Origin of the sequence: Streptomyces longwoodensis (genome assembly GCF_001514125.1) — a bacterium.
Lineage (GTDB): Bacteria > Actinomycetota > Actinomycetes > Streptomycetales > Streptomycetaceae > Streptomyces > Streptomyces longwoodensis.
The window spans coordinates 299991-321624 of sequence record NZ_KQ948550.1 but is presented as its reverse complement, the minus strand read 5'-3'; the positions used below and the strand labels follow the sequence as shown (position 1 = coordinate 321624).

18 protein-coding genes and 1 pseudogene are annotated in these 21634 nt (G+C 73.8%); 7 read left to right on the top strand and 12 right to left on the bottom strand.

Annotated elements, in window-relative coordinates; genetic code table 11:
- Positions 1-5: 5 nt before the first annotated feature.
- From AQJ30_RS06380 to AQJ30_RS06350, 7 genes are all read right to left on the bottom strand, one after another.
- Positions 6-1367, bottom strand: a complete 1362-nt coding sequence (locus tag AQJ30_RS06380) for a nucleobase:cation symporter-2 family protein (RefSeq protein ID WP_067230889.1) — start codon at positions 1365-1367, stop codon at positions 6-8.
- 277 nt (positions 1368-1644) lie between these two features.
- Positions 1645-3024, bottom strand: coding sequence for an 8-oxoguanine deaminase (locus AQJ30_RS06375; RefSeq protein ID WP_067229720.1), 1380 nt, complete (start codon positions 3022-3024; stop codon positions 1645-1647).
- Positions 3025-3148: 124 nt separating this feature from the next.
- Positions 3149-4078, bottom strand: coding sequence for a factor-independent urate hydroxylase (gene pucL / locus AQJ30_RS06370; RefSeq protein ID WP_067229717.1), 930 nt, complete (start codon positions 4076-4078; stop codon positions 3149-3151).
- Positions 4079-4082: 4 nt separating this feature from the next.
- Positions 4083-4487: a hydroxyisourate hydrolase gene (gene uraH / locus AQJ30_RS06365; RefSeq protein WP_067229715.1), complete on the bottom strand. Its 405-nt coding sequence runs from the start codon at positions 4485-4487 to the stop codon at positions 4083-4085.
- Between the two features lie 4 nt (positions 4488-4491).
- Positions 4492-5004, bottom strand: a complete 513-nt coding sequence (uraD, locus tag AQJ30_RS06360; protein WP_067229712.1) for a 2-oxo-4-hydroxy-4-carboxy-5-ureidoimidazoline decarboxylase — start codon at positions 5002-5004, stop codon at positions 4492-4494.
- Positions 5005-5162: 158 nt separating this feature from the next.
- Entirely contained in the window at positions 5163-5531 is a 369-nt protein-coding gene (locus AQJ30_RS06355) for a helix-turn-helix domain-containing protein (RefSeq protein WP_067229709.1), read from the bottom strand.
- Positions 5528-5776, bottom strand: coding sequence for a YkoF family thiamine-binding protein (locus AQJ30_RS06350; RefSeq protein WP_067229708.1), 249 nt, complete (start codon positions 5774-5776; stop codon positions 5528-5530). The genes AQJ30_RS06355 and AQJ30_RS06350 overlap by 4 nt, the downstream gene beginning before the upstream one ends.
- A 153-nt stretch (positions 5777-5929) precedes the next feature.
- Between AQJ30_RS06350 and AQJ30_RS06345 the strand changes: the two genes are divergently transcribed.
- From AQJ30_RS06345 to AQJ30_RS06335, 3 genes are all read left to right on the top strand, one after another.
- Positions 5930-6769, top strand: coding sequence for a TIM barrel protein (locus AQJ30_RS06345; protein ID WP_067229705.1), 840 nt, complete (start codon positions 5930-5932; stop codon positions 6767-6769).
- Between the two features lie 88 nt (positions 6770-6857).
- The gene (locus tag AQJ30_RS06340; RefSeq protein WP_067229702.1) at positions 6858-7772 is read left to right on the top strand and encodes a 2-hydroxy-3-oxopropionate reductase; all 915 of its coding nucleotides are present in this window, start codon (positions 6858-6860) and stop codon (positions 7770-7772) included.
- 552 nt (positions 7773-8324) lie between these two features.
- On the top strand, positions 8325-8588 hold the full coding sequence (locus AQJ30_RS06335; RefSeq protein WP_079083862.1) for a hypothetical protein: 264 nt from the start codon (positions 8325-8327) through the stop codon (positions 8586-8588).
- Between the two features lie 238 nt (positions 8589-8826).
- Here the strand turns inward: AQJ30_RS06335 and gcl are convergent, their stop codons facing one another.
- A complete protein-coding gene (gene gcl, locus AQJ30_RS06330) occupies positions 8827-10611 on the bottom strand; it encodes a glyoxylate carboligase (RefSeq protein ID WP_067229701.1) in 1785 nt (594 codons plus the stop codon).
- Positions 10612-10813: 202 nt separating this feature from the next.
- On the opposite strand from gcl, the gene AQJ30_RS06325 reads away from it, so the two are divergent.
- Both AQJ30_RS06325 and AQJ30_RS06320 read left to right on the top strand, forming a co-directional pair.
- Positions 10814-11530 (top strand): hypothetical protein, encoded by a 717-nt coding sequence (locus tag AQJ30_RS06325; RefSeq protein WP_067229697.1) that lies wholly within the window; start codon positions 10814-10816, stop codon positions 11528-11530.
- Between the two features lie 76 nt (positions 11531-11606).
- Positions 11607-12713, top strand: coding sequence for a winged helix DNA-binding domain-containing protein (locus AQJ30_RS06320; protein WP_067229695.1), 1107 nt, complete (start codon positions 11607-11609; stop codon positions 12711-12713).
- 133 nt (positions 12714-12846) lie between these two features.
- On the opposite strand, the pseudogene AQJ30_RS40050 reads toward AQJ30_RS06320, so the two are convergent.
- The 3 genes and pseudogenes from AQJ30_RS40050 to AQJ30_RS06310 all read right to left on the bottom strand — a co-directional run.
- Positions 12847-13038, bottom strand: a pseudogene (locus AQJ30_RS40050) (trypsin-like serine protease); the annotation flags it as partial.
- Between the two features lie 95 nt (positions 13039-13133).
- Entirely contained in the window at positions 13134-15956 is a 2823-nt protein-coding gene (locus tag AQJ30_RS06315; protein WP_067229692.1) for a helix-turn-helix transcriptional regulator, read from the bottom strand.
- A gap of 139 nt (positions 15957-16095) precedes the next feature.
- Complete coding sequence (locus AQJ30_RS06310) at positions 16096-16935, bottom strand: helix-turn-helix transcriptional regulator (protein ID WP_067229689.1); 840 nt, start codon at positions 16933-16935, stop codon at positions 16096-16098.
- 210 nt (positions 16936-17145) lie between these two features.
- On the opposite strand from AQJ30_RS06310, the gene AQJ30_RS06305 reads away from it, so the two are divergent.
- Positions 17146-18819 (top strand): AMP-binding protein, encoded by a 1674-nt coding sequence (locus tag AQJ30_RS06305; RefSeq protein WP_067229686.1) that lies wholly within the window; start codon positions 17146-17148, stop codon positions 18817-18819.
- Between the two features lie 50 nt (positions 18820-18869).
- The gene (locus AQJ30_RS06300; RefSeq protein ID WP_067230884.1) at positions 18870-20462 is read left to right on the top strand and encodes an AMP-binding protein; all 1593 of its coding nucleotides are present in this window, start codon (positions 18870-18872) and stop codon (positions 20460-20462) included.
- A gap of 34 nt (positions 20463-20496) precedes the next feature.
- Here AQJ30_RS06300 and AQJ30_RS06295 read toward each other — a convergent pair whose 3' ends face one another.
- On the bottom strand, positions 20497-21438 hold the full coding sequence (locus tag AQJ30_RS06295) for an SDR family oxidoreductase (protein ID WP_067229684.1): 942 nt from the start codon (positions 21436-21438) through the stop codon (positions 20497-20499).
- Between the last annotated feature and the right edge of the window lie 196 nt (positions 21439-21634).

Genomic DNA, 21634 nt, shown 5'->3' with positions numbered 1-21634 from the left:
GGGGCTCAGGGCGTGGCCGGGGCGTGCGGGGCCGCCGCCCCCGTGGCCGCGCCGCTGAGTTCCGTCCCCGCTTCCATGGGGTGCGTGACGTCCGCGGCGTCGGCGTCCTGGCCCAGGTGGTTGAAGACCAGGTTGAGCAGGACGGCCGCCACGCAGCCCGTGGAGATGCCCGAGTCGAGGACGATCCGCGCGGTCTCCGGGAAGGCGTGGTAGAACTCCGGCGCGGTGATCGGCACGATGCCCACGGCCAGGGAGACGGCGACGATGAGGACGTTGTTGTCCTTGTCGAGGCCGGCCCGGACCAGCGTCTGGATGCCGCTGGCGGCGACCGAGCCGAACAGGACCACGCCGGCGCCGCCGAGCACCGGCCGGGGCACCACCGCGATCAGCGACGCGGCCATCGGACACAGGCCCATCAGCACCAGGAACCCGCCGCCGGTGGCGACGACGTACCGGCTGCGGATGCGCGTCATCGCGACCAGGCCGATGTTCTGGGCGAAGGCGCTGCACATGAAGCCGTTGAACAGCGGGCTCAGCGCCGAGCCGAGGGTGTCGGCGCGCAGGCCGGCGGCGATGGTCCGCTCGTCGGCCGGGCGGTCGACGATCTCGCCCAACGCCAGCATGTCGGCGGTGGACTCGGTCATCGAGACGACCATGACGACGCACATCGACAGGATCGCGGCGAGGTGGAACTGCGGGGTGCCGAAGTGGAACGGCGTGGGGAACCCGACCACGGCCGCGTCCGTGACCGGCCCGAAGTCGGTGGCCCCGAACGGTACCGCGATCAGCGTGCCCGCGATCAGCCCGAGCAGGACGGCGATCTGTTTGACGAAGCCCCGGGTGAAGCGGCGCAGCAGCAGCACGACCAGCAGGGTCGCGCCCGCCAGACCCAGGTGGGTGCCCGAGCCGTAGTCGTCGGCCGCCGGGTCGGGCCCCTGCGCCCAGTTGAAGGCCACCGGCAGCAGGGAGACGCCGATGAGCGTGATGACCGTGCCGGTGACGACGGGCGGGAAGAAGCGGACCGCCTTGCAGAAGACGGGTGCCGCGAGGAAGCCCAGCAGCCCGGCGACGATCACGGCGCCGAAGATGATGGGCAGCGCGTCGGACTTGTCGTGCGTGGAGGCGACGACCGCCGTCATGGGGGCGACGCCGGCGAAGGTGACGCCGTTGACGAACGGCAGCCGGGCGCCGATCTTCCAGACGCCCAGGGTCTGCAGGAACGTGGCGAGGCCCGCGGTGAACAGGCAGGCGCCGGTGAGGAAGGTCAGGTCGGTGGCGGACAGGCCGATGGCCGCGCCGACGATCAGGGGTGGGGCGACGACTCCCGCGTACATGGCGGCCACGTGCTGCAGGCCCGTGGTGGCCATCTTCAGCGGCGGGAGCTTCTCGTCGACGGGATGGGGTGCGGCCACTGCTGCTCCTCCGGTCGGTTACACGGCGTGCGGAGCCACGCCGCGGGTGTCAGGGAGGTGGTGCGGGTGTGGTCGTGCGGGACCAGCCCGGGCCGGTGGCCGGCCCGGGGCGACGGTGACCGTCCCGGGGCGCACGTGTGCACGCGCGCCCCGGATCCGGTCGCCATGGGCCCCGCTGGGGTCCACGGCCGCCGGCCGGGAGCCGTCCCTCCCGGCCGGAGTTCTCGGCAGGTCAGCCCTGGGCGGCGATCCGCGCCAGACGCCGGGCCTGCTCACGGGTCGTCCGGGCGACCGCGTCCTCGTCGGCGGTCAACAGCCGTCCGTCCTCGACGATCTGACGGCCGTTCACGAACGACGCGGTGACCGGGGCCGCCGCGCCGAACACCAGCGCGGTGACCGGGTCGGCGATGGAGGCGTGGGCGAGGGTGTCCATCCGCCACAGCACCAGGTCGGCCAGCTTGCCCGGCTCCAGGGAGCCGATCGCGTCCGCGCGGCCGAGGACCTGCGCGCCGCCGTAGGTGCCCAGGCGCAGCGCCTGCCGGGCGTTCAGCGCGGCCTCGCGGTGGGCGCCGAGGCGGTTGATCAGCAGCGCGTTGCGCAGTTCGGTGTGCAGTTCGCCGGACTCGTTGGACGCGGTGCCGTCGACGCCGAGGCCGACCGGCACGCCGGCCGCGAGCATGTCCGGCACCCGGGCGATGCCCGCCGCGAGCCGGGCGTTGGAGGAGGGGCAGTGGGCGACACCGGTGCGGGTGCGGGCGAAGGCGGCGATGTCGGAGTCGTTCATGTGGACGCAGTGCGCCATCCACACGTCCTCGCCGAGCCAGCCGGTGGACTCGAAGTAGTCGGTCGGGCCCATGCCGAACAGTTCGTGGCAGAACTTCTCCTCCTCGACCGTCTCCGAGCCGTGGGTGTGCAGCCGGACCCCGAGACGGCGGGCCAGCTCCGCGCCCTGGCGCAGCAGTTCGGTGGAGACGGAGAAGGGCGAGCAGGGCGCGACGGCGACCTGGGTCATCGCCTCGAAGGAGGAGTCGTGGTGCCGGCGGACGGTCTCCTCGGTGGCGGCGAGCGCGCCGTCGAGGGTCTCGACGGCGAAGTCCGGCGGCAGGCCGCCGTCCTTGGCGCTGCGGTCCATGGAGCCGCGGGCCAGGGTGAAGCGCACGCCCATGTCGCGGGCGGCGCCGATGATCGCGCCGGACAGGTCGCCGGAACCGTGCGGGAAGACGTAGTGGTGGTCCATGGCGGTGGTGACGCCGCCGCGGGCCATCATCGCCAGGGAGCCCTGGGCGGCGGCGTGGACCATCGGCTCGTCGATGCGCGCCCACGTCGGGTACAGCGCGACCAGCCAGTCGAAGAGGTTGTGGTCCGTGGCCAGGCCCCGGGTGATCCACTGGTAGAAGTGGTGGTGGGTGTTGATCAGGCCGGGTGTGACCAGGTGCCCGGTGGCGTCGATCCGCCGCACGACGTCCTGGAGGCCCTCGGGGGCCGGGCCCGCGCCGAGCGACTCGATGCGGTGGCCGGCGAGGACGACGTGTCCGTCCGCGTACTCGGTGTCGTGGGCGTCGACGGTGGCGATCGCGCAGTTCTCGATGACGGTGCGCTGGGCTGCTGCCATGGTGCGTCCTTCTCGACTGTGGGGCTAGGGCACGGCAGGACCCTGGAGTTTTGAGTGCCGTGGCCGGGAGCGCGGGGCGCCCGGCCACGGGTGCCGAGGACCGGGGTCGGTCGCGGGGGGTCGCTCAGAGGTTGGTGAGGTCCGCCGGGATCAGCTGGGGGCGGCCCTCGCGCAGGACGGTCGCCTCGATCAGGCCGTAGGGGCGGTCGGCGGCGAAGTAGACCTCGTTGTCGTTCTTGAGCCCGAAGGGTTCGAGGTCGACGAGGAAGTGGTGCTTGTTCGGCAGGGAGAAGCGCACCTCGTCCACCTCGTCGCGGTGCTCGACGATGCGCGCGCCCATCTCGTACAGCGTCTGCTGCAGCGACAGGGAGTAGGTCTCCGCGAACGCCTCCAGCAGGTGCCGGCGCGACTCGGCGTAGGAGGTCTCCCAGTCGGGGGCCTGCTCGGCGTCGTCGGTCCAGTTGAACCGCCAGCGGGCGGACACCTGCGTGGCGAGGATGCGGTCGTGGGCCTCGGGCAGCGTCGTGTACGTGTCCTTGACGAAGCCGTGGAACTCGGAGTCGGTGGAGTTCATCACGACCAGGTCCTTCAGGCCGGAGACGACCTCCCACGACGTGCCGTCGTAGGTGACCTGCGCCAGCCGGGTCTCCTGGTTCGCGCGGACGAAGGAGTGGGCGCCGCGGCCGTGGTGCTCGATCCTCTCCCAGGTGTACTCCTCGATGCGGATGCGGGCCCGGTGGATGGGCTCCTGGCTGGTGACGAAGTGCCGGGCGAGGTGGATGCCGAACTGCTCGGCGGAGGCGATCCCGTGCTCCTTGGCGAACGCGTACACCGTGTTCTTGGTGGTGTCGGTCGGCAGCACGTGCGCGTTGGACCCGGAGTAGTGGACGTCGTCCATGTCGCCGCTGAGCGCCACCGAGACGTTGAGGTCCTTGATGTGGTGGGTGTCGCCGTCCCGCGTGATCCTGACGACCCGGTTCTCGGCCTTGCCGTACTGGTTCTGGCCGAGGAGCACGGGGCGGCCGGGGCGGGACGGGCTGGGCTGAACGGTCATGTAGCTAGCTCCCTCGGTAAACGGAGTAGCCGAACGGGTTGAGCAGCAGCGGTACGTGGTAGTGCTCGCCCGGTACGACGGCGAACGTGATCGCCACCTCCGGGAAGAACACGCCGGGACCGCTGTCCCGAGTCGCGGGGGCGTCCTGCTGCGCATCGGCTTGCTGGGGCTGGACTGGTGCGAAGTAGGGCTCCACCGCGAAGTGGAGCCGTACGTGGGTGGTGCCCTCCGGCAGGGCCGGCAGGTCCTTGCACCGGCCGTCGGCGTCGGTCGCCGAACCGCCGAGCTCCCGCCAGTCGGCGTCCCGGCCGGCGCGGGCCGCGAGGGCGACCCCGACGCCCGCGGCGGGGCGGCCGCGGGAGGTGTCCAGGATGTGCGTGGACACGGAGGCGGTGGTGCTGGTGCTCATGGTGTCAGGCGTCCTCTTCGACGAGTCGGGCCAGTCGGATGCGGTTGATCTTCCCCAGCTCGGTGCGGACGATCTCCCGCTCCTTCTCCGGCGCGTTGCCGATCCGCTCCTCGACCGCGTCGCGCATCTGCTCGGCGCTCAGGCCGGTGGCGCAGATGAGGAAGACGTGGCCGAACCGGTCCTGGTAGGCCAGGTTGAGCTCCAGCATCCGCGCCTTGAGGTCCTCGGAGGCGCCGGCCATGCCGCGCTGTTCGCGGGCGGAGGTCGGGTCGCCGGGCCGGGGCCGTCCGATCGGCGGGTGCCCGGCCATCGCCTCGTCGAGGGCGGCGGCGGTGAGCTCGGCCAGGGCGGCGTCGCTCGCGGCGTAGAGGTCCTCGGGGGTGGCGTAAGGGCGGGCGGCGAGCAGCCGGTCCGCCCAGGCCGTGCTGGCGCAGGTCTCGTGGAGGGCGGCGCGGGCCGCGGCCTCGGGGAGAGCGTTGAAGCGGGCGAGGCCCGGGGGCGTGGAAGTCGAAGTCACGGGAGCCTCCGTGGCCGTCTCGGCCTGGTCGGAACGGGCTGCGGCTAGCTAACGCCCCTCGTGTGACGGCGTCAACACTTTGTTGAAAATTCGCCGTGACATCGCCCGCCGGTCACCGCGCCCACGCGGGACGGCACCGGGCCCCGCGCCCCCGTCCGTCAGCTGCCCTTCTCGCGGTTCAGGTAGTTGTAGACGGTGAAGCGGCTGACGCCGAGCGCGCTCGCCACGGTCTCCACGCCGTGGCGCACCGAGAAGGCGCCGCGGGCCTCGAGGACGCGCACCACCTCCTGCTTGGCCTTGCGGTCCAGGTCGGCCAGCGGCTTGCCGCGCTTGCGCTCCATGGCGGCGAGGATGTGGTCGAGGGAGTCGGCGAGCTGGGGCAGCCGCACGGCGACCACCTCGGACCCCTGCCAGGAGAGCACCACGTCGTCGGGGCCGGCCTCGTCCGGCGGGAGCAGCTCCCCACCCATGGCGTCGACCAGCGGCTTCACGGCCGTGATGAAGGGTTCGTCCCCGGCGCCGCTCACCGCTCCTCCCCGAGGACGTTGACCTGGAGGGAGATCCGGGTGGCGCCGGCCTCCAGCGTCCTGCGCAGCACGGTGTCCAGGGCCGTCAGGACCGCGTCGGCGCTTCCCTCCGCGGTGTTGCCGAACGGCCCGACGTCCACCGCGTCGAGCCCGGCCGCCTCGATCACCTCGCGCGCCACCAGGGCGTGCGCGGGCGCCTCGTCCAGGTCGAAGGGCTCGGTCGTGAACTCCACTCGCAATCGCACGCGCTCAACCTAACCCGCGGCGACGGCATCCGCCGAGGCCTCTTGACAAGCCGGGACCCCCGACGGCAGTCTTCCAATAAGCAGAAACAAACTTCCGCCATACGGAATATTGAGCATTCGAGAATATCGACACGGAAGGGAGCGCGGCATCCGATGGGATTCGCAGACCAGCGCTTCAACGTCAACCTGTCGATCCTCTTCACGGAACTCCCGCTCCTGGAGCGCCCCGCGGCCGCCGCGGCGGCCGGCTTCACCGCGGTCGAGCTGTGGTGGCCCTGGATCGACACCCCCACCCCCGAGCGCGCCGAGCTCGACGCCCTGCGCAGGGCCGTCGAGGACGCGGGCGTCCGGCTCACGGGGCTGAACTTCTACGCCGGTGAGCTGCCCGGCCCGGACCGCGGCGCCCTGTCGCTGCCGGGCGAGGAGTCCGAGCGGTTCCGCGCCAACATCGACGTGGCCGCCGACTTCGCGCAGTCCCTGGGCTGCACGGCGCTCAACGCCCTGTACGGCAACCGCGTCGACGGCGTCGACCCGGCCGAGCAGGACGCCCTGGCGCTGGAGAACCTGGTGCGCGCGGCCCGGGCCGCCGACCGGATCGGCGCGGTCCTGCTGATCGAGGCGCTCAACGCCCCCGAGTCCCCGCGCTACCCGCTGGTGTCGGCCCCGGCCGCCGTCGCGGTCGTGGACCGGGTGAACGAGGCGTCGGGGCTGGGCAACGCCCGGTTCCTGATGGACCTGTACCACCTGTCCATGAACGGCGAGGACCTGCCGGCGGTGATCGAGCGGTACGCCGGGAGGACCGGCCACGTGCAGATCGCCGACAACCCGGGCCGCGGCGCGCCGGGCACGGGCTCGCTGCCGCTGGAGGACCTCCTCGACCGGCTGGCGAGGGCGGGCTACGAGGGCTGGGTCGGCCTGGAGTACAAGCCGGGCGACCGGCCGAGCGCGGAGGCGTTCGACTGGCTGCCGGTGGACCGGCGCGCGGCGCGCTAGCCGCCCCCGCGCTCCGCAGCCCCTGCGGCAGCCCCCAGCCCCCCATCCTCCCGCGCCCCCTCCCGCAGCACACCAGAGAGGCACCCTCATGAGCACGCCCACCGACTCCTCCCGCCGGGAGCTCCCGAAGATCGCCTGGATCGGCCTCGGCATCATGGGCTCCCCCATGGCCGAGAACCTGATCAAGGCGGGGTACGACGTCACCGGCTACACGCTGGAGCAGGACAAGCTGGACCGGCTGGCCGCCGCCGGGGGCCGGGCCGCCGGCTCCGTCGCCGAGGCGGTGCGGGACGCCGACGTCGTGATCACCATGGTCCCCGCGTCCCCGCAGGTCGAGGCCATCGCCTACGGCCCCGACGGCATCCTGGAGAACGCCCGCTCCGGCGCCCTGCTGATCGACATGTCCTCGATCACCCCGCAGACCTCGGTCGACCTCGCCGCCCGGGCCCGCGACAAGGGCATCCGGGTGCTGGACGCCCCGGTGTCCGGCGGTGAGGCCGGCGCGATCGAGGCCGTGCTGTCCATCATGGTCGGCGGCGAGCAGGCCGACTTCGACGAGGCCCGGCCGGTCTTCGACGCGCTCGGCAGGACCATCGTGCTGTGCGGCCCGCACGGCTCCGGCCAGACCGTGAAGGCCGCCAACCAGCTGATCGTCGCCGTCAACATCCAGGCGTGCGCCGAGGCCGTGGTCTTCCTGGAGAAGTCGGGCGTGGACCTCGGGGCCGCGCTGGACGTGCTCAACGGCGGCCTCGCCGGCTCGACCGTGCTGACCCGCAAGAAGGACAACTTCCTGCGGCGCGACTTCCGGCCGGGCTTCCGCATCGACCTGCACCACAAGGACATGGGCATCGTCACCGACGCCGCCCGCACCGTCGGCGCGGCCCTGCCCGTGGGCGCGGTCGTCGCCCAGCTGGTCGCCTCCCTGCGCGCCCAGGGCGACGGCAACCTGGACCACTCGGCCCTGCTGCGGGCCGTGGAGCGCCTGTCGGGCTCCCAGGTCTGACTCCCCTGAACCCCGGGCGGTGCCGGTGCTGACATCTGTCGTGTCGCGCCCAGGCGCCGGCACCGCCCGGAACACCCGCGTCGGCGCACCGCCGGCGCGGGGCACGTGAACGACCTGGCCCCTCCCCCGCGGCCCCCGCGGGGGGAGCCGGTCCGCGCCGCGCGCGCCGACCGGCCACGAGGCCGCGTCCGGGACCCGGCGGGGAGGCCGGGACCCGGGCGCGCACGACCCGCGGCCGAGCGATCCGGATGAGGGGTGATCGCCCGGCACGGCGGGCAGGGCGCGGACCGCGGCGGTGCGCGAGCCAGTGCGGTGGTGGAGGACCGGCGGCTCCCCTCTCGACCAGAGGGAGGGGACCGGCGCGTCCGTCGCGACCGCCGCGGTCCCGTTCCTTCTCCTCCTTCTCCTCCTTCTCCTCCCCTTCACCTCACTCCCCTCCCCACCAGACCCCGTCCGGCGGCGCGAACGTCCTGTCGCGCCCAGCCTCGCGCCGTCGGACGGCCACCACCCCCCCGGAGTGCGCGCGGGCCCCGCCCGCCGCACTCTTGAGGCATGTCCGAAGGCATTCCGCACCGCACGGAGCACCCGCACGTCGTGGTGCACCCCCCGGCCCTGGACGGCTCACGACGGGTCACCGCGGACGGCGAGACCCTGGGGACCGCCGGCCACGAGGACGACGTCGCCGAGATCCTGCGCCTGGCCGACCTGTACGTCACCGACGTCGCGGACGACGACCTCGTCGAATGGCAGGGCGGCGGCCCCGACGACTGGCCGGGCCTGTCCGCACCGTACGAGCGGCCCGGCAACGGGCCCTGAGCCACCGCCTACGCCAAGGGCCGTACCCACGGCTACGCCAACCTCAAATCAACCTCTGAACCCCGGGGAACGCGCTTCGACCGCCCGTCCCCCGGGGCATTTTGCTGTCATGCGGGGCCCGCCGACACGGGGGAGGCGGGCTCCGCGCCCGCCTCCCCGCGCGGGACCCGGCACCCGCACACACGTCCGCCCCAGGGACGCTTCGTCCCCGGGGCGGTGCGGTGGGCCGCCGGCCGGCTCAGGCCTTCAGGGGCCTGATCGACGTCGGGGCGTGCGACGGCTCCGTGGCCAGTTCCTCGAACTCCACGACGTTGCCGATGTCGTTGGTGGTGGACATCGCGATGTTGGTGACCCGTTCCAGGATCGCCTCCACCACGACCGGGACCCGGAACTCGGCGGCGAGCTTCTTCGCCTGCTCGAAGGCGGCGCCCAAGTCCGCGGGGTCGGTCACGCGGATCGCCTTGCAGCCGAGGCCCTCGGCGACCTTGACGTGGTCGACGCCGTAGACGCCCAGCTCGGGCGAGTTGATGTTCTCGAACTCCAGCTTGACCTGGAAGTCGATGTCGAACGCCCGCTGCGCCTGGCGGATCAGGCCGAGGTAGGAGTTGTTGACCAGCACGTGCACGTACGGGATCCGGTGCTGCGCCCCGACCGCCAGTTCCTCGATCATGAACTGGAAGTCGTAGTCGCCGGACAGGGCGACGACCTGCGCGTCCGGGTCGGCCGTCGCGACGCCCAGCGCCGCCGGGATCGTCCAGCCGAGCGGGCCGGCCTGGCCGCAGTTGATCCAGTGCCGGGGCCGGTAGACGTGCAGCATCTGCGCGCCCGCGATCTGCGAGAGCCCGATGGTGGAGACGTAGCGCGTCTCGGGGCCGAAGGCCTTGTTCATCTCCTCGTAGACGCGCTGCGGCTTGATCGGCACGTCGTCGAAGTGCGTGCGGCGCTGGAGCGTGGCGCGGCGCTCCTGCGCGGTGGCCGACCACTCGGACCGGTCGGGCAGCCGGCCCGCCCGCTGCGCCTCCCGGGCCGCCTCGACGAACAGCTCCAGGGCGGCCGCGGCGTCGGAGGCGATGCCGTAGTCGGGGGCGAAGATCCGGCCGATCTGGGTCGGTTCGACGTCGACGTGCACGAACGTGCGGCCGGCCGTGTAGACGTCCAGCCTGCCGGTGTGGCGGTTGGCCCAGCGGTTGCCGATGCCGAGGACGAAGTCCGACTCCAGGAACGTCGCGTTGCCGTAGCGGTGCGAGGTCTGCAGGCCGACCATGCCGGCGTTCAGCTCGTGGTCGTCGGGCAGCGCGCCCCAGCCCATCAGGGTCGGGACCACCGGAACGCCCGTCAGCTCGGCGAACTGCACGAGCAGGTCGCACGCGTCGGCGGTGACGACCCCGCCGCCGGCCACGATGAGCGGGCGCTCGGCGGCGTTCAGCATGGCGAGCGCCTTGTCGATCTGGGCGCGGGTGGCGGCCGGTTTGTAGACCGGCAGCGGCTCGTACGTGTCCGGGTCGAACTCGATCTCCGTCTGCTGGACGTCGACCGGCAGGTCGATCAGGACAGGGCCCGGGCGCCCGGAGCGCATCAGGTGGAACGCCTTCTGGAACACGCCGGGGACCTGAGCGGCCTCCAGCACCGTCACCGCCATCTTGGTGACGGGCCGTGCGATCGAGGCGATGTCGACCGCCTGGAAGTCCTCCTTGTGGATCACCGCGGTCGGGGCCTGGCCGGTGATGCACAGGATCGGGATCGAGTCACCGATGGCGGAGTACAGGCCGGTGATCATGTCGGTGCCGGCCGGTCCCGAGGTCCCGATGCACACGCCGATGTTGCCCGGCCGGGTGCGGGTGTAGCCCTCGGCCATGTGGGAGGCGCCCTCGACGTGGCGGGCGAGCGTGTGGGTGATACCCCCGGACGCCTTGAGCGCCGCGTAGAAGGGGTTGATCGCCGCGCCCGGGACGCCGAACGCGGCCGTGACGCCCTCGCGCCTGAGGATCTCAACTGCCGCACGGGCAGCGGTCATGCGAGCCATCGCGTACTCCTGCTTCGACTGTCGGCTGCCGGATGAGCTCTCCCGTCGCGCCCTAGGGTCAGCACTTCCGTATAGCGGAAACTAACTTCTACTATCTGGAAGCAATGTAGGGGGGTAGACCAAGGCCGTCAAGAGTCGGACAGGGCGGCGCCCGGTGGAGCACGATGGGACCGCTGTCCGCCGCGATGCCCTGGAGTGGGCCATGTCCGAGAGCGTGCCGGTGCGTTGCCCGGCCTGCCGACGCGAGCGCCTGTACGCCGTGCCGGCCTGGCCCTGCGCGTGCGGGGCCACCGTCACCCCGCTCGTCGACGGCGCGGCGCCCCCGGCCGTGGTGGCCCACCGCGCCTGGGCCGAGGAGTGGATCACCCTGCCCTGCCCGCGCTGCGCCCGCCCCGCGCAGTGGCCCCACCCGGAGCTGGGCTGCCCGTGCGGCACGGTCCTGCGCCTGCCGGTGACCGGAACGGCGCCCGCGGACCCGGGCGGCGCCGCCCCGGACACCGCGCCCGCGCCCCGGCCCTCGCCGGACTCCCCCGGCGCCCGCCGCCCCCCGCACCCCCTGGTCATCCGCACCGCCCTCGACGCCGTGACCGCCACCGTGCTGTACCTGGGCGCGCTCGGGTTCCGGGACGTCCGGCGGGCCGACCAGCGGCCGACCGTCGGCATCGGGCTGGCGGCCCCCGGGCTGCTCGCGCTGGTGGACCCGAGCGTGCGGCCGGCCTCGCTCCGGGACGTGGAGTGCCTGTGGCTCACCGCCATGACGGAGTCGGCCCGCTGCGCCCACTTCTCCCTCGCCGGGTACGCCGACGACGCCCGCACCGGCGCCGACCGCCTCGGTGTGCCCTTGTTCGTGCTCGACCTCACCGGCACCCCCCGGCCGGTCAACCCGGCCGCCGACAGCTTCGACAGCGAGGGCTCCTGAACCTCCGGAAGAGACCGTCAGGACGCGTCCGCCTCGCGGACGGAACCTGTCCGCAACCCCCGCTAGCGTGCCGTCCATGACGAAGACGACGTCCGCACCGGCCCCCGTGCTCGGCACCCGCGCCCTCAACCGCGCCACCCTGGAGCGCCAACTGCTGCTGCGCCGCTCCCCGTCGACCGCGGCGGCCGCCGTACGGCACCTCGTCGGACTCCAGGCGCAGAACGTCAAGCCGCCGTACTACGCGCTGGCCGCCCGCCTCGACGGCTTCACCCCCGAGGCGCTCTCGGAGCTGATGGCGGACCGCGAGGTCGTCCGCATCGTCACCCTGCGCTCGACCATCCACACCCACACCGCCGACGACTGCCTCACCCTGCGCCCGCTGGTGCAGCCCGCCCGGGACCGCGAGCTGGCCGCCTTCCGCACAGGGCTGACCGGCGTGGACCTCGACCGGCTCGCCGCGCTCGTATGTGAGCTGGTGGAGGAGGAGCCGCGCACCATGGCGCAGTTGCGCGCGGCGCTGGGCGCCGAGTGGCCGGACGCCGACCCGCAGTCCCTGGCCGTCGCGGCCCGCTGCCGGCTCCCGCTCGTCCAGGTCACCCCGCGCGGGCTGTGGGGCCGCAGCGGCCAGGTCGCCCTGACCACCGCCGAGCACTGGCTGGGCCGCCCGGCCGGACCGGCCCCGGAGCCGGAGACGGTGGTCCTGCGCTACCTGGCCGCGTTCGGCCCCGCCTCGGTGAAGGACATGCAGACCTGGGCGGGGCTGACCCGGCTGCGCGAGGCGTTCGAACGGCTGCGGTCCCGGCTCGTCACCTTCCGCGCCGAGGACGGCACCGAGCTGTTCGACCTGCCCGACGCCCCGCGCCCCGACCCGGACACCCCGGCCCCGCCGCGCTTCCTGCCCGAGTTCGACAACCTGCTCCTGTCCCACGCCGACCGGACCCGGATCGTCCCGCCGGCCCACCGGGGCCGGCACTGGCAGGGCAACCAGGCGTACCGCACGCTCCTCGTCGACGGCTTCCTGGCGGGCGTGTGGAAGCTGGACGGGCAGGCCCTGGTCGTCGAGCCCTTCGACCCGCTGACGCGGCGGGCGCGCGGGGAGGTCGTCGAGGAGGCCGGGCGGATGCTGGCCGTGATGCACCCGGGGACGTCGTACGACATCCGGTTCGGGACGGTCCGCGCCTGAGCGCGCCGCCCGGGCGGGGCGGGGGCCGCACGTGGAGAGGGGACGCTGCGGGCCGCTCGTGGAGGCCCGCAGCGCCCCCTGGTTCGTCACCCGGGTGATGCCCGGGAGTCGTGCGTCCCGGTGGCGCGGGCCGGAGGGCGCCACGGGAAGTGATCCCTGCCAGGACGCCCCCGAGGAACAGGGGACCGCCGCTGTCGCCCTGGCAGGAGACTCGGTCGCCGGAAGTGGATCGGCGTGTGCTGTGGTCGTCGGTGCGTCGCGCGGGCGGAGCGTGTGCACGGGGACCGCGGGACCGGCCCCCCGTGTGCCCGGGCGAGCGGCACATCACTCAACCTAGGGCCGGCCCGCCCGCGCCCCAATGAGGGAACCCCCTAAGGGACTTGGGACAGGGAAAACCCTCGGTCGGACCCGACGACCGGCCTACGTCGCGTGCCGGCCCGCCGCCAGGCGCACGATGTCCACGCGGGAGCGGATGCCGAGCTTGCGGTAGACACGGGTCAGGGTGGCCTCGACGGTCTTGACGCTGATGAACAGGCGCGCGGCGATCTCCCGGTTGGTGGCGCCCTCCATCACCAGCGCCGCCACCTGCCGCTCCATCGCCGCCAGCCCGTCCAGCGCGTCCGACGCGGGCACGGACGCGGCGGGCGGCACCGGGGCCGGCGGCTCCGCGTCCGCCGACGCGGCCCGCTCCACCTGCCGCAGCCACGGCAGCGCGCGGCAGCGCCGGAACAGCCGGGCCGCCTCGTCGTACGACGCCGGGCCGGACCCGGGGGCGGCGCGCAGCCGGGCCAGCGCGAACGCGGCCCGGGCCTCCTCCAGGCCGTAGCCCAGCTTGGCCAGCCGGTCCTGGACGGACGTCAGGCGGTCGACGGCGTCCTCGGTCTCGCCGCGCGCCGCCCGCACCAGCGCCTCCGCGCGGTCCAGCACCGCGAGCACGCTCTCCCGGCCGAGCCGCAGCGCGTGCGCCCGGGTGACGTCGATGAGCTCCTGCGCCTCGCCGACCTCCCCGGTGCGCACCAGCGCCTCGGCGAGGTCGCCCTGCCAGCGGCCGCGCGCGGGGTCGTTGATGCCCAGGCCGTGCTCCAGCTCGCGCACCCGGCGCAGCGAGCCGACCGCGCCCGCCGCGTCGCCCGCGACCAGCTGGGCGTAGCCGAGGGCGGCCAGGGCGCGCGAGAGGTACATCTGGTCGCCGTCCTCCTCGGCCCGCCCGGCGGCCTCGCGGGCCAGGACCAGGGCCCGGTCGACGTCGCCGCCGGACGCCTCGGCGAGCGAGGCGAGCATGGCGGAGGCGCCCAGCCCGATGCCGGAGTCGCGGGCCAGACGCAGGCTCTCGCGGGCCAGGTCCAGGGCGCGCCCGCAGTGCCCGGAGCGCAGCTCGGTGTCGGCGAGGAAGCGCTGGAAGTGGACCTCGCTCTCGACCATGCCCCGCCGGCGCACCTCGCGCAGCAGCGCGGTGATGGTCGTCCGGGCCTCGGGGAGCTGGTCGCTCATCAGCAGCCAGCGGAAGCGGGCGGCGCCGGCACCGTTGTGGTGGCAGGCCACGTACGGGTCCTGGGGTTCGCGCAGGGCCTTCTTGATGGTGGCCGGGGCGTCCGGGTGGCCCATCAGGGTCTCGGTCGAGGCCTGGAAGGACAGCGCCATCAGCTCGGTGCGCCGGTCGCCGCCGCGGGCGGCCAGCTCCGCCGCGTGCGCGGCCTCCTGGCGGGCCTCGGCGAAGTCGCCCTCGACGACCAGCCCACGCCAGGCCAGCTGGTAGTGGACCAGGGCGAGCAGCCGGGGGTCGTCGCCGGCGTCGGCGAGCACCTGCGGGAAGACGGCGTCGACGTCGCCGAGGGACTGCCCGGCGGACTCGATGACCACCATCCAGGCCCGCACCCGGGCGGCCCCCCCGGTGGCGCGGCCCAGCACGTCGTGCGCGATGTCCCGGGCGAGGTCGGTCTCGCCGGCGGTGATGGCGTCCTCGGCGGCCAGCAGGCGCCGCTCGTCGGGGCCCGGGGTGCCCTCGGCGGGGGTGTGCCGGGCGGCGAGCAGGCCGAGCGCGGCGGCGACGGAGGGCGCGCCGCGCTCCCGGGCCAGGGCGGCGGCGCCGGCCAGGCGGGCGGCGACGTCCGGGTCGGTGCCGGTGGTGGCGAGGGCGAGGTGGCGGGCCCGCTCGATGGGGTCGGAGGCCGCGGTGGACAGTGCCGCGTGCGCGGCGCGCCGTTCCCGCGCGGGTGCCTCGGCGTAGAGGGCGGCGGAGATCAGCGGGTGCGCGAACCGTACGGCGGGGCCCTCGGGCTCGGTGGCGAGCAGGCCGAGGGCGGCGGCCTGGGTGGTCTCGGCCTCGGCGTTCTCGCGGCCGGCCGCGCGCAGCAGCCCCAGGGTGGGGCGGGCGCCGGCGCTGGCGACGAGCAGGGTGCGGCGGGCGTCGGCGGAGAGCATGTCGAGGCGGCTGAGCACCAGGGCGCGCAGCGAGGTCGGCACCGGCAGCGGCTCGCCGGGGCGCGGCGGGGTGGGGTTCTCGCCGAGGGCGCGGCCGAGCTCCAGGGCGAACAGCGGGTTGCCGCCGCTGGTGCGGTGGATCTCGCGGACGGTGGAGCGGGGCAGGTCGGTGTAGCCGCGGTGGTCGAGCAGGGCGGAGATCTGGGCGCGGGAGAGCGGGTCGAGGCGGACGGCGAGGGTGTCCGGCGGACTGGCGCGCAGGTGGCGGTCGTACTCCTGGCCCTCGGTGCGCACCGCGCAGAGCAGCTGGACGGGGGTGTCGCCGAGCCGGCGGGCGGCGAAGCCGAGGAGTTCGGCGCTGGCGGCGTCCAGCCACTGCAGGTCGTCGGCGACGACCAGGACGGGGCCGTCGGCGGCCAGGGCGCGCAGCGCGGAGAGCACGGCGAGGCGCAGGGCGAGCCCGTCGTTCTGCAGAGTCGATTCGCCTCGTCCGGTCAGCGCCGACTCCAGGGCGGTGCGCTGGGCCGTGGGGAGCTTGCCGGCCACCTCCTCCAGGACGAGGCCGAGCAGGTCCGCCAGCGCCAGGAAGGGCAGGTGCGATTCGGACTCGGTCGCCGAGCAGCGCAACACGCGCGCCGCCTCGCCGTAATCCGCGGCCAAAGCGCGCAGGACGGTGGACTTTCCTATTCCGGCCGGGCCGTGGAGCAGCACGCTGCCGCCGCGGGCCAGTTGGTCACGGGCCGCGGTCACCAGTTCGTCCCGGCCGATGACCAGGTCGGAGCGGCATCGGGCAGACTCCTGGAAGTCCCGTCGCACGGTCACCGCTCCCCTCCGTGTGTCGTGTTCGAGCCAAATTCTAGGCAACGTCTCATTGAATTTCGGAGGCACGGTGTGGTGAGGGATATAACAGGCGGCCGCGGGGAGAAATTCGGTCACCTGTCCGTCGGTCACCCGTCCGGAATCAGGGCAGCAGTCCCTTCCGCCGTGCCGCGGCCACCGCCTCCCCCCGGGTGTGGGCGCCCAGCTTGCGCATGGCCGAGCGCAGGTAGCCCTTGACGGTCTCCGGGCGCAGCCCCAGCCGGGCGGCGGCCACCGCGTTGGTCGCGCCGGACGCCACGCAGGACAGCACGTCCAGCTCGCGCGGGGCCAGGGTCACCCCGCCGTCCGGCACGCCGGTCGTCAGCAGGCCGCACGCGGTCAGCAGCTCCTCGCGCAGCGCGGGGTCGGTGATGCGCGGGGCCAGCGCGCGCAGGGCCGCGTGCGCCTCGCGGACCTGCTCCCAGCCCGGCACCGGGCCGGGCACCCCGGGCGGCGTGTCCCGCGGGCGGGCCGCCGCCAGCAGGTCGTGCGCCTGCTCCTGCACGACCAGCGCCTGCTCCAGGTCGCGCGCCGCGTCCACGGCCGCGCCCAGCGTGCGGTCGCCCAGCGGCTGGGCGGTGCGCAGCGCGCCGTACAGCACCCCGCGCACCCGGCGCCGCACGACGACCGGGACCGCGACCACCGAGCGCAGTCCCTCCTCGGCGACCGCCGCGTCGTACTCGTGGCTGATCTGCCGGGACAGGGAGTAGTCCGTCACCGCGCACGGCCGGGACAGGGCCAGGGTCTTGCCGCCCAGGCCGTTGCCGGAGGTCACCGCGAGGCCGCGCAGCGCGAAGGTGGCCGCGCCGCTCAGCTCGCTCAGGCGCACCCGCCGCTGCCCGGGCTCCACCAGCCCGCCGAAGGCGACCGGCAGTCCCGTGGCGCGCCGCAGCCGCGCCAGCGCACCGCGCATCAGCATGGTTCCGGACGCGTCTGCTGCCACCTGTTCCGCCCTCTCCCCGCGGCCGAGCCGTGTCGTTGCGCCGCGCACACCCCCGTTCGGGGGTAGTGAGACCTGCATCACGGATTACACGATGGCAGAGAGCCGTCCGGCAATGGTCCGGTACCGCGGGAGTGCGCCGACGGGCACCGGGACCGCCCGGGCACCGGCGGGCCTCCCGGAGACGGGCGGCCACCTGAACGAGGAGGACGGATGACGACGGCGACGGAGAGTTTCCGCGGGGCACGGGACTTCCTGCTGGAACACCGCGCGGACTGGGCCACGGCGTACGAGGGGTTCCGCTGGCCCCGGCCGGAGCGGTTCAACTGGGCCCTCGACTGGTTCGACGTCATCGCGGACGGCAACGACCGCACCGCCCTGCACATCGTGGAGGAGGACGGCTCCGAGGTCCGGGTCTCCTTCGCGGAGATGGCCGAGCGCTCGGACCGCGCCGCGAACTGGCTGCGGGACCGGGGCGTGGGCGCCGAGGACCGCGTCCTGGTGATGCTGGGCAACCAGGTCGAGCTGTGGGAGACCGCGCTCGCGGCGATGAAGCTGCGGGCCGTCGTCATTCCGGCGACCCCGCTGCTGGGCCCGGCCGACCTCGGCGACCGCGTCGAGCGCGGCCGGGTCGCGCACGTGATCGTGCGGGCCGAGGACACCGGCAAGTTCGACGACGTGCCGGGCACGTACACCCGCATCAGCGTCGGCGGCCTGCCCCGGGAGGGCTGGGAGCCGTACGAGGACGTCTACGCGGCGCCCGCCGAGTTCCTGCCCGACGGGCCGACCCTGGCCGACGACCCGCTGATGCTGTACTTCACCTCGGGCACCACCGCCCGCCCCAAGCTGGTCGAGCACACCCACACCTCGTACCCGATCGGCCACCTGGCCACGATGTACTGGATCGGGCTGCGCCCCGGCGACGTGCACCTGAACATCTCCTCGCCCGGCTGGGCCAAGCACGCCTGGTCCAACCTGTTCGCGCCGTGGAACGCCGAGGCGACCGTCTTCATCCACAACTACACGCGCTTCGACGCGGCCCGGCTGATGGCCGAGATGGACCGGGCGGGCGTGACGACGTTCTGCGCGCCGCCGACCGTGTGGCGGATGCTCATCCAGGCCGACCTGACCCAGCTGCGGACCACGCCGCGCGAGGCGGTGGCGGCCGGCGAGCCGCTGAACCCCGAGGTGATCGAGCAGGTGCGGCAGGCCTGGGGCGTGACCGTCCGGGACGGCTTCGGGCAGACCGAGACGGCCGTGCAGGTCGCCAACCCGCCCGGCCAGCCGCTGAAGACGGGCTCCATGGGCCGCCCCAGCCCCGGCTACCGGGTGGAACTGCTCGACCCGGTCTCCGGCGCGCCCGGCGCCGCCGAGGGCGAGATCGCGCTGGACCTGTCCGAGCGCCCGGTCGGCCTGATGGCCGGCTACCACGGCGACGCCGACCGCACGGCGGAGGTGATGGCCGGCGGCTACTACCGCACCGGCGACATCGGCTCCCGGGACGAGGACGGCTACATCACCTACGTCGGCCGCGCCGACGACGTCTTCAAGGCCTCCGACTACAAGATCAGCCCGTTCGAGCTGGAGAGCGCGCTGCTGGAGCACGAGGCCGTCGCCGAGGCCGCGGTGGTGCCGGCGCCGGACGAGGTGCGCCTCGCCGTGCCGAAGGCGTACGTGGTGCTCGCCGAGGGCTGGGAGCCGGGCCCGGACACCGCGAAGGTGCTGTTCGAGCACTCCCGCCAGGTGCTGGCGCCCTACAAGCGCGTCCGGCGGCTGGAGTTCGCCCCGCTGCCCAAGACGGTGTCCGGCAAGATCCGCCGGATCGAGCTGCGCGAGGCCACGGCCGCCGGGTCGGCCGACGAGTACCGCGAGGAGGACTTCCGGTGAGCGCCCCTACGCCCGAGTCGCCCGAGTCGCCCGAGTCGCCCCAGTCGCCCCTGCCGCCGCCGCTGTCGTACGCCCACGGCACCGGCGACACCGTCCTGCTGGGCGACACCATCGGGGCCAACCTGGACCGGGCCGTCGCCGCCTGGCCGGACCGCGAGGTCCTGGTCGACGTGCCCTCGGGGCGGCGCTGGACGTACGCGGAGTTCGGCGCCGAGGTGGAGGAACTGGCGCGGGCGCTGCGCGTGACCGGCGTCGGCAAGGGCGACCGGGTGGGCATCTGGGCCGTCAACTGCCCCGAGTGGGTGCTCGTCCAGTACGCCACCGCCCGCATCGGCGCGATCATGGTGAACATCAACCCGGCCTACCGCACCCACGAGGTCGAGTACGTCCTCAACCAGGCCGGCGTGTGCCTGCTGTTCTCCTCCCTGAGCCACAAGAGCAGCGACTACCGGGCGATGGTCGACCAGGTGCGCGGCAGGTGCCCCGCGCTGCGGGAGGTCGTGTACATCGGCGACCCGAGCTGGGACGCGCTGCTGGGCCGGGCCCGCCCGGACGTGACGTACGACGAGCTGTCCTGCGACGACCCGATCAACATCCAGTACACCTCGGGCACCACCGGCTTCCCCAAGGGCGCCACGCTCTCCCACCACAACATCCTCAACAACGGCTTCTTCGTCGGGGAGCTGATCTCCTACACCGAGCAGGACCGGGTGTGCGTGCCGGTGCCCTTCTACCACTGCTTCGGCATGGTCATGGGCAACCTGGCGGCCACCTCGCACGGCGCGTGCCTGGTGATCCCGGCGCCGTCCTTCGACCCCGCGGCGACCCTGGAGGCCGTCCAGCGGGAGCGCTGCACCTCCCTGTACGGGGTGCCGACGATGTTCATCGCCGAGCTGAACCTGCCGGACTTCGCGTCGTACGACCTGTCGTCCCTGCGCACCGGCATCATGGCGGGCTCGCCCTGCCCGGTGGAGGTGATGAAGCGGGTGATGGCGGAGATGCACATGGAGGAGGTGTCCATCTGCTACGGCATGACCGAGACCTCGCCGGTGTCGCTGCAGACCCGCGTCGACGACGGCCTGGAGCACCGCACGGCCACCGTCGGGCGGGTGCTGCCCCACCTGGAGGTCAAGGTCGTCGACCCGGTCACCGGCGTCACCCGGCCGCGCGGCACGGCGGGCGAGCTGTGCACCCGCGGCTACAGCGTGATGCTCGGCTACTGGCAGGAACCGGAGAAGACCGCCGAGGCCGTCGACGCGGCCCGCTGGATGCACACCGGCGACCTCGCGGTGATGCGCCCGGACGGGTACGTGGAGATCGTCGGCCGCATCAAGGACATGATCATCCGGGGTGGCGAGAACATCTACCCGCGCGAGATCGAGGAGTTCCTCTACGGCCACCCCAAGGTCAGGGACGTGCAGGTGGTGGGCGTGCCGCACGCCACCTACGGCGAGGAGGTGCTGGCCTGCGTCATCCCGCGCGACCCGGCCGACCCGCCGACCCTGGAGGAGGTGCGCGCCTTCTGTGCGGGGCGGCTCGCCCACTACAAGGTCCCCAGCAGGGTGCAGGTGCTGGACGCGTTCCCGATGACGGTGTCGGGAAAGGTGCGCAAGGTCGAACTGCGGGAGACCTACGGCGGGTGAGCCCCCGCGGGGTGCCCGCTCCCAGCCGGTGGTCTCAGCCGGTGAACCGCACGCCGGACAGCTCCTCGGAGACCTCCCACACCCGCCGGGCCTCCTCGGTGTTGGTCAGGCGGGAGTACGTCTTCTGTTCGGCGGGCGGTCCCCCGAGCCGGCCGGGGCCGCTCGGTCCGTACAGCGTGCCGCCCCGGGCGTCGGTGGAGGCGGCGGCGTACAGGGCGGGCAGCGCCGCGCTCTCCACCGTGCCGACGAGGATTCCCCGGGCGGACAGGAAGCGGATGGCCCGGACGCCCAGGGTGTCCTGGGGCCGGCCGATCTCGGGGCGCGCGGCGAGCAGGCTCGTGGGCGCGACCCCGGGGTGGGCGAGGTTGCTCGTGATGCCCCAGCCCTGGTCCCGGCTGCGGCGCTCGAGTTCGAGGCCGAAGAGTCCGAGGGCGATCTTCGACTGGCTGTAGGCCTTCATGCCGTCGTAGGACTTCTCCCAGTTCAGGTCCGCCCAGTGGATGGCGTTCCGGCTCGCGGCCACGCTGATCTGGGAGGTCACCCGTGCGTGTCCGGCCCGCAGCAGCGGCAGCAGACGGCCGACGAGGGCGACGTGCCCGAGGTGGTTGGTGCCGAACTGCAGCTCGAAGCCGTCGGCGGTCGTCCGCCGCTCGGGCGGTGTCATGACCCCGGCGTTGTTGACCAGGAGGTGCACGGGCCGGCCCTCGGCGAGCAGGGTGTCGCCGAGAGTGGCGACCGACTCCAGCGACGACAGGTCGAGGGTGCGCAGCGAGACCCGCGCGCCGGGGACCCGGCCGCGGACGACGGCGACGGCGCTCTCCCCCTTGGCCGGGTTGCGCACCGGCAGGACGACCTCGGCGCCCGCGGCGGCGAGCCGGGCGGCGATGCCGAGTCCGATGCCGTCGCTGGCGCCGGTGACGACGGCGCGCCTGCCGGACAGGTCGGGCAGGGGGATGTCGGTGGTGTGGCGTGGCATGAGGGGTCACTTCCGTTCGGTCCGTTTGCCCCCACAGTGACGACGCGGCTCGGGGCCATCCAGGGCCTGCCGATCCACTGATCCGCGGGCCGTGCTGCGGCGGCCCGGCCCGCTCACCGCGCCAAGGGGGGATCGGCAGGCCGTGGCTGCGGGTGACGGCGGGCGGTAGAAAGGGACTAGGGGGTGTCTCGTCGAT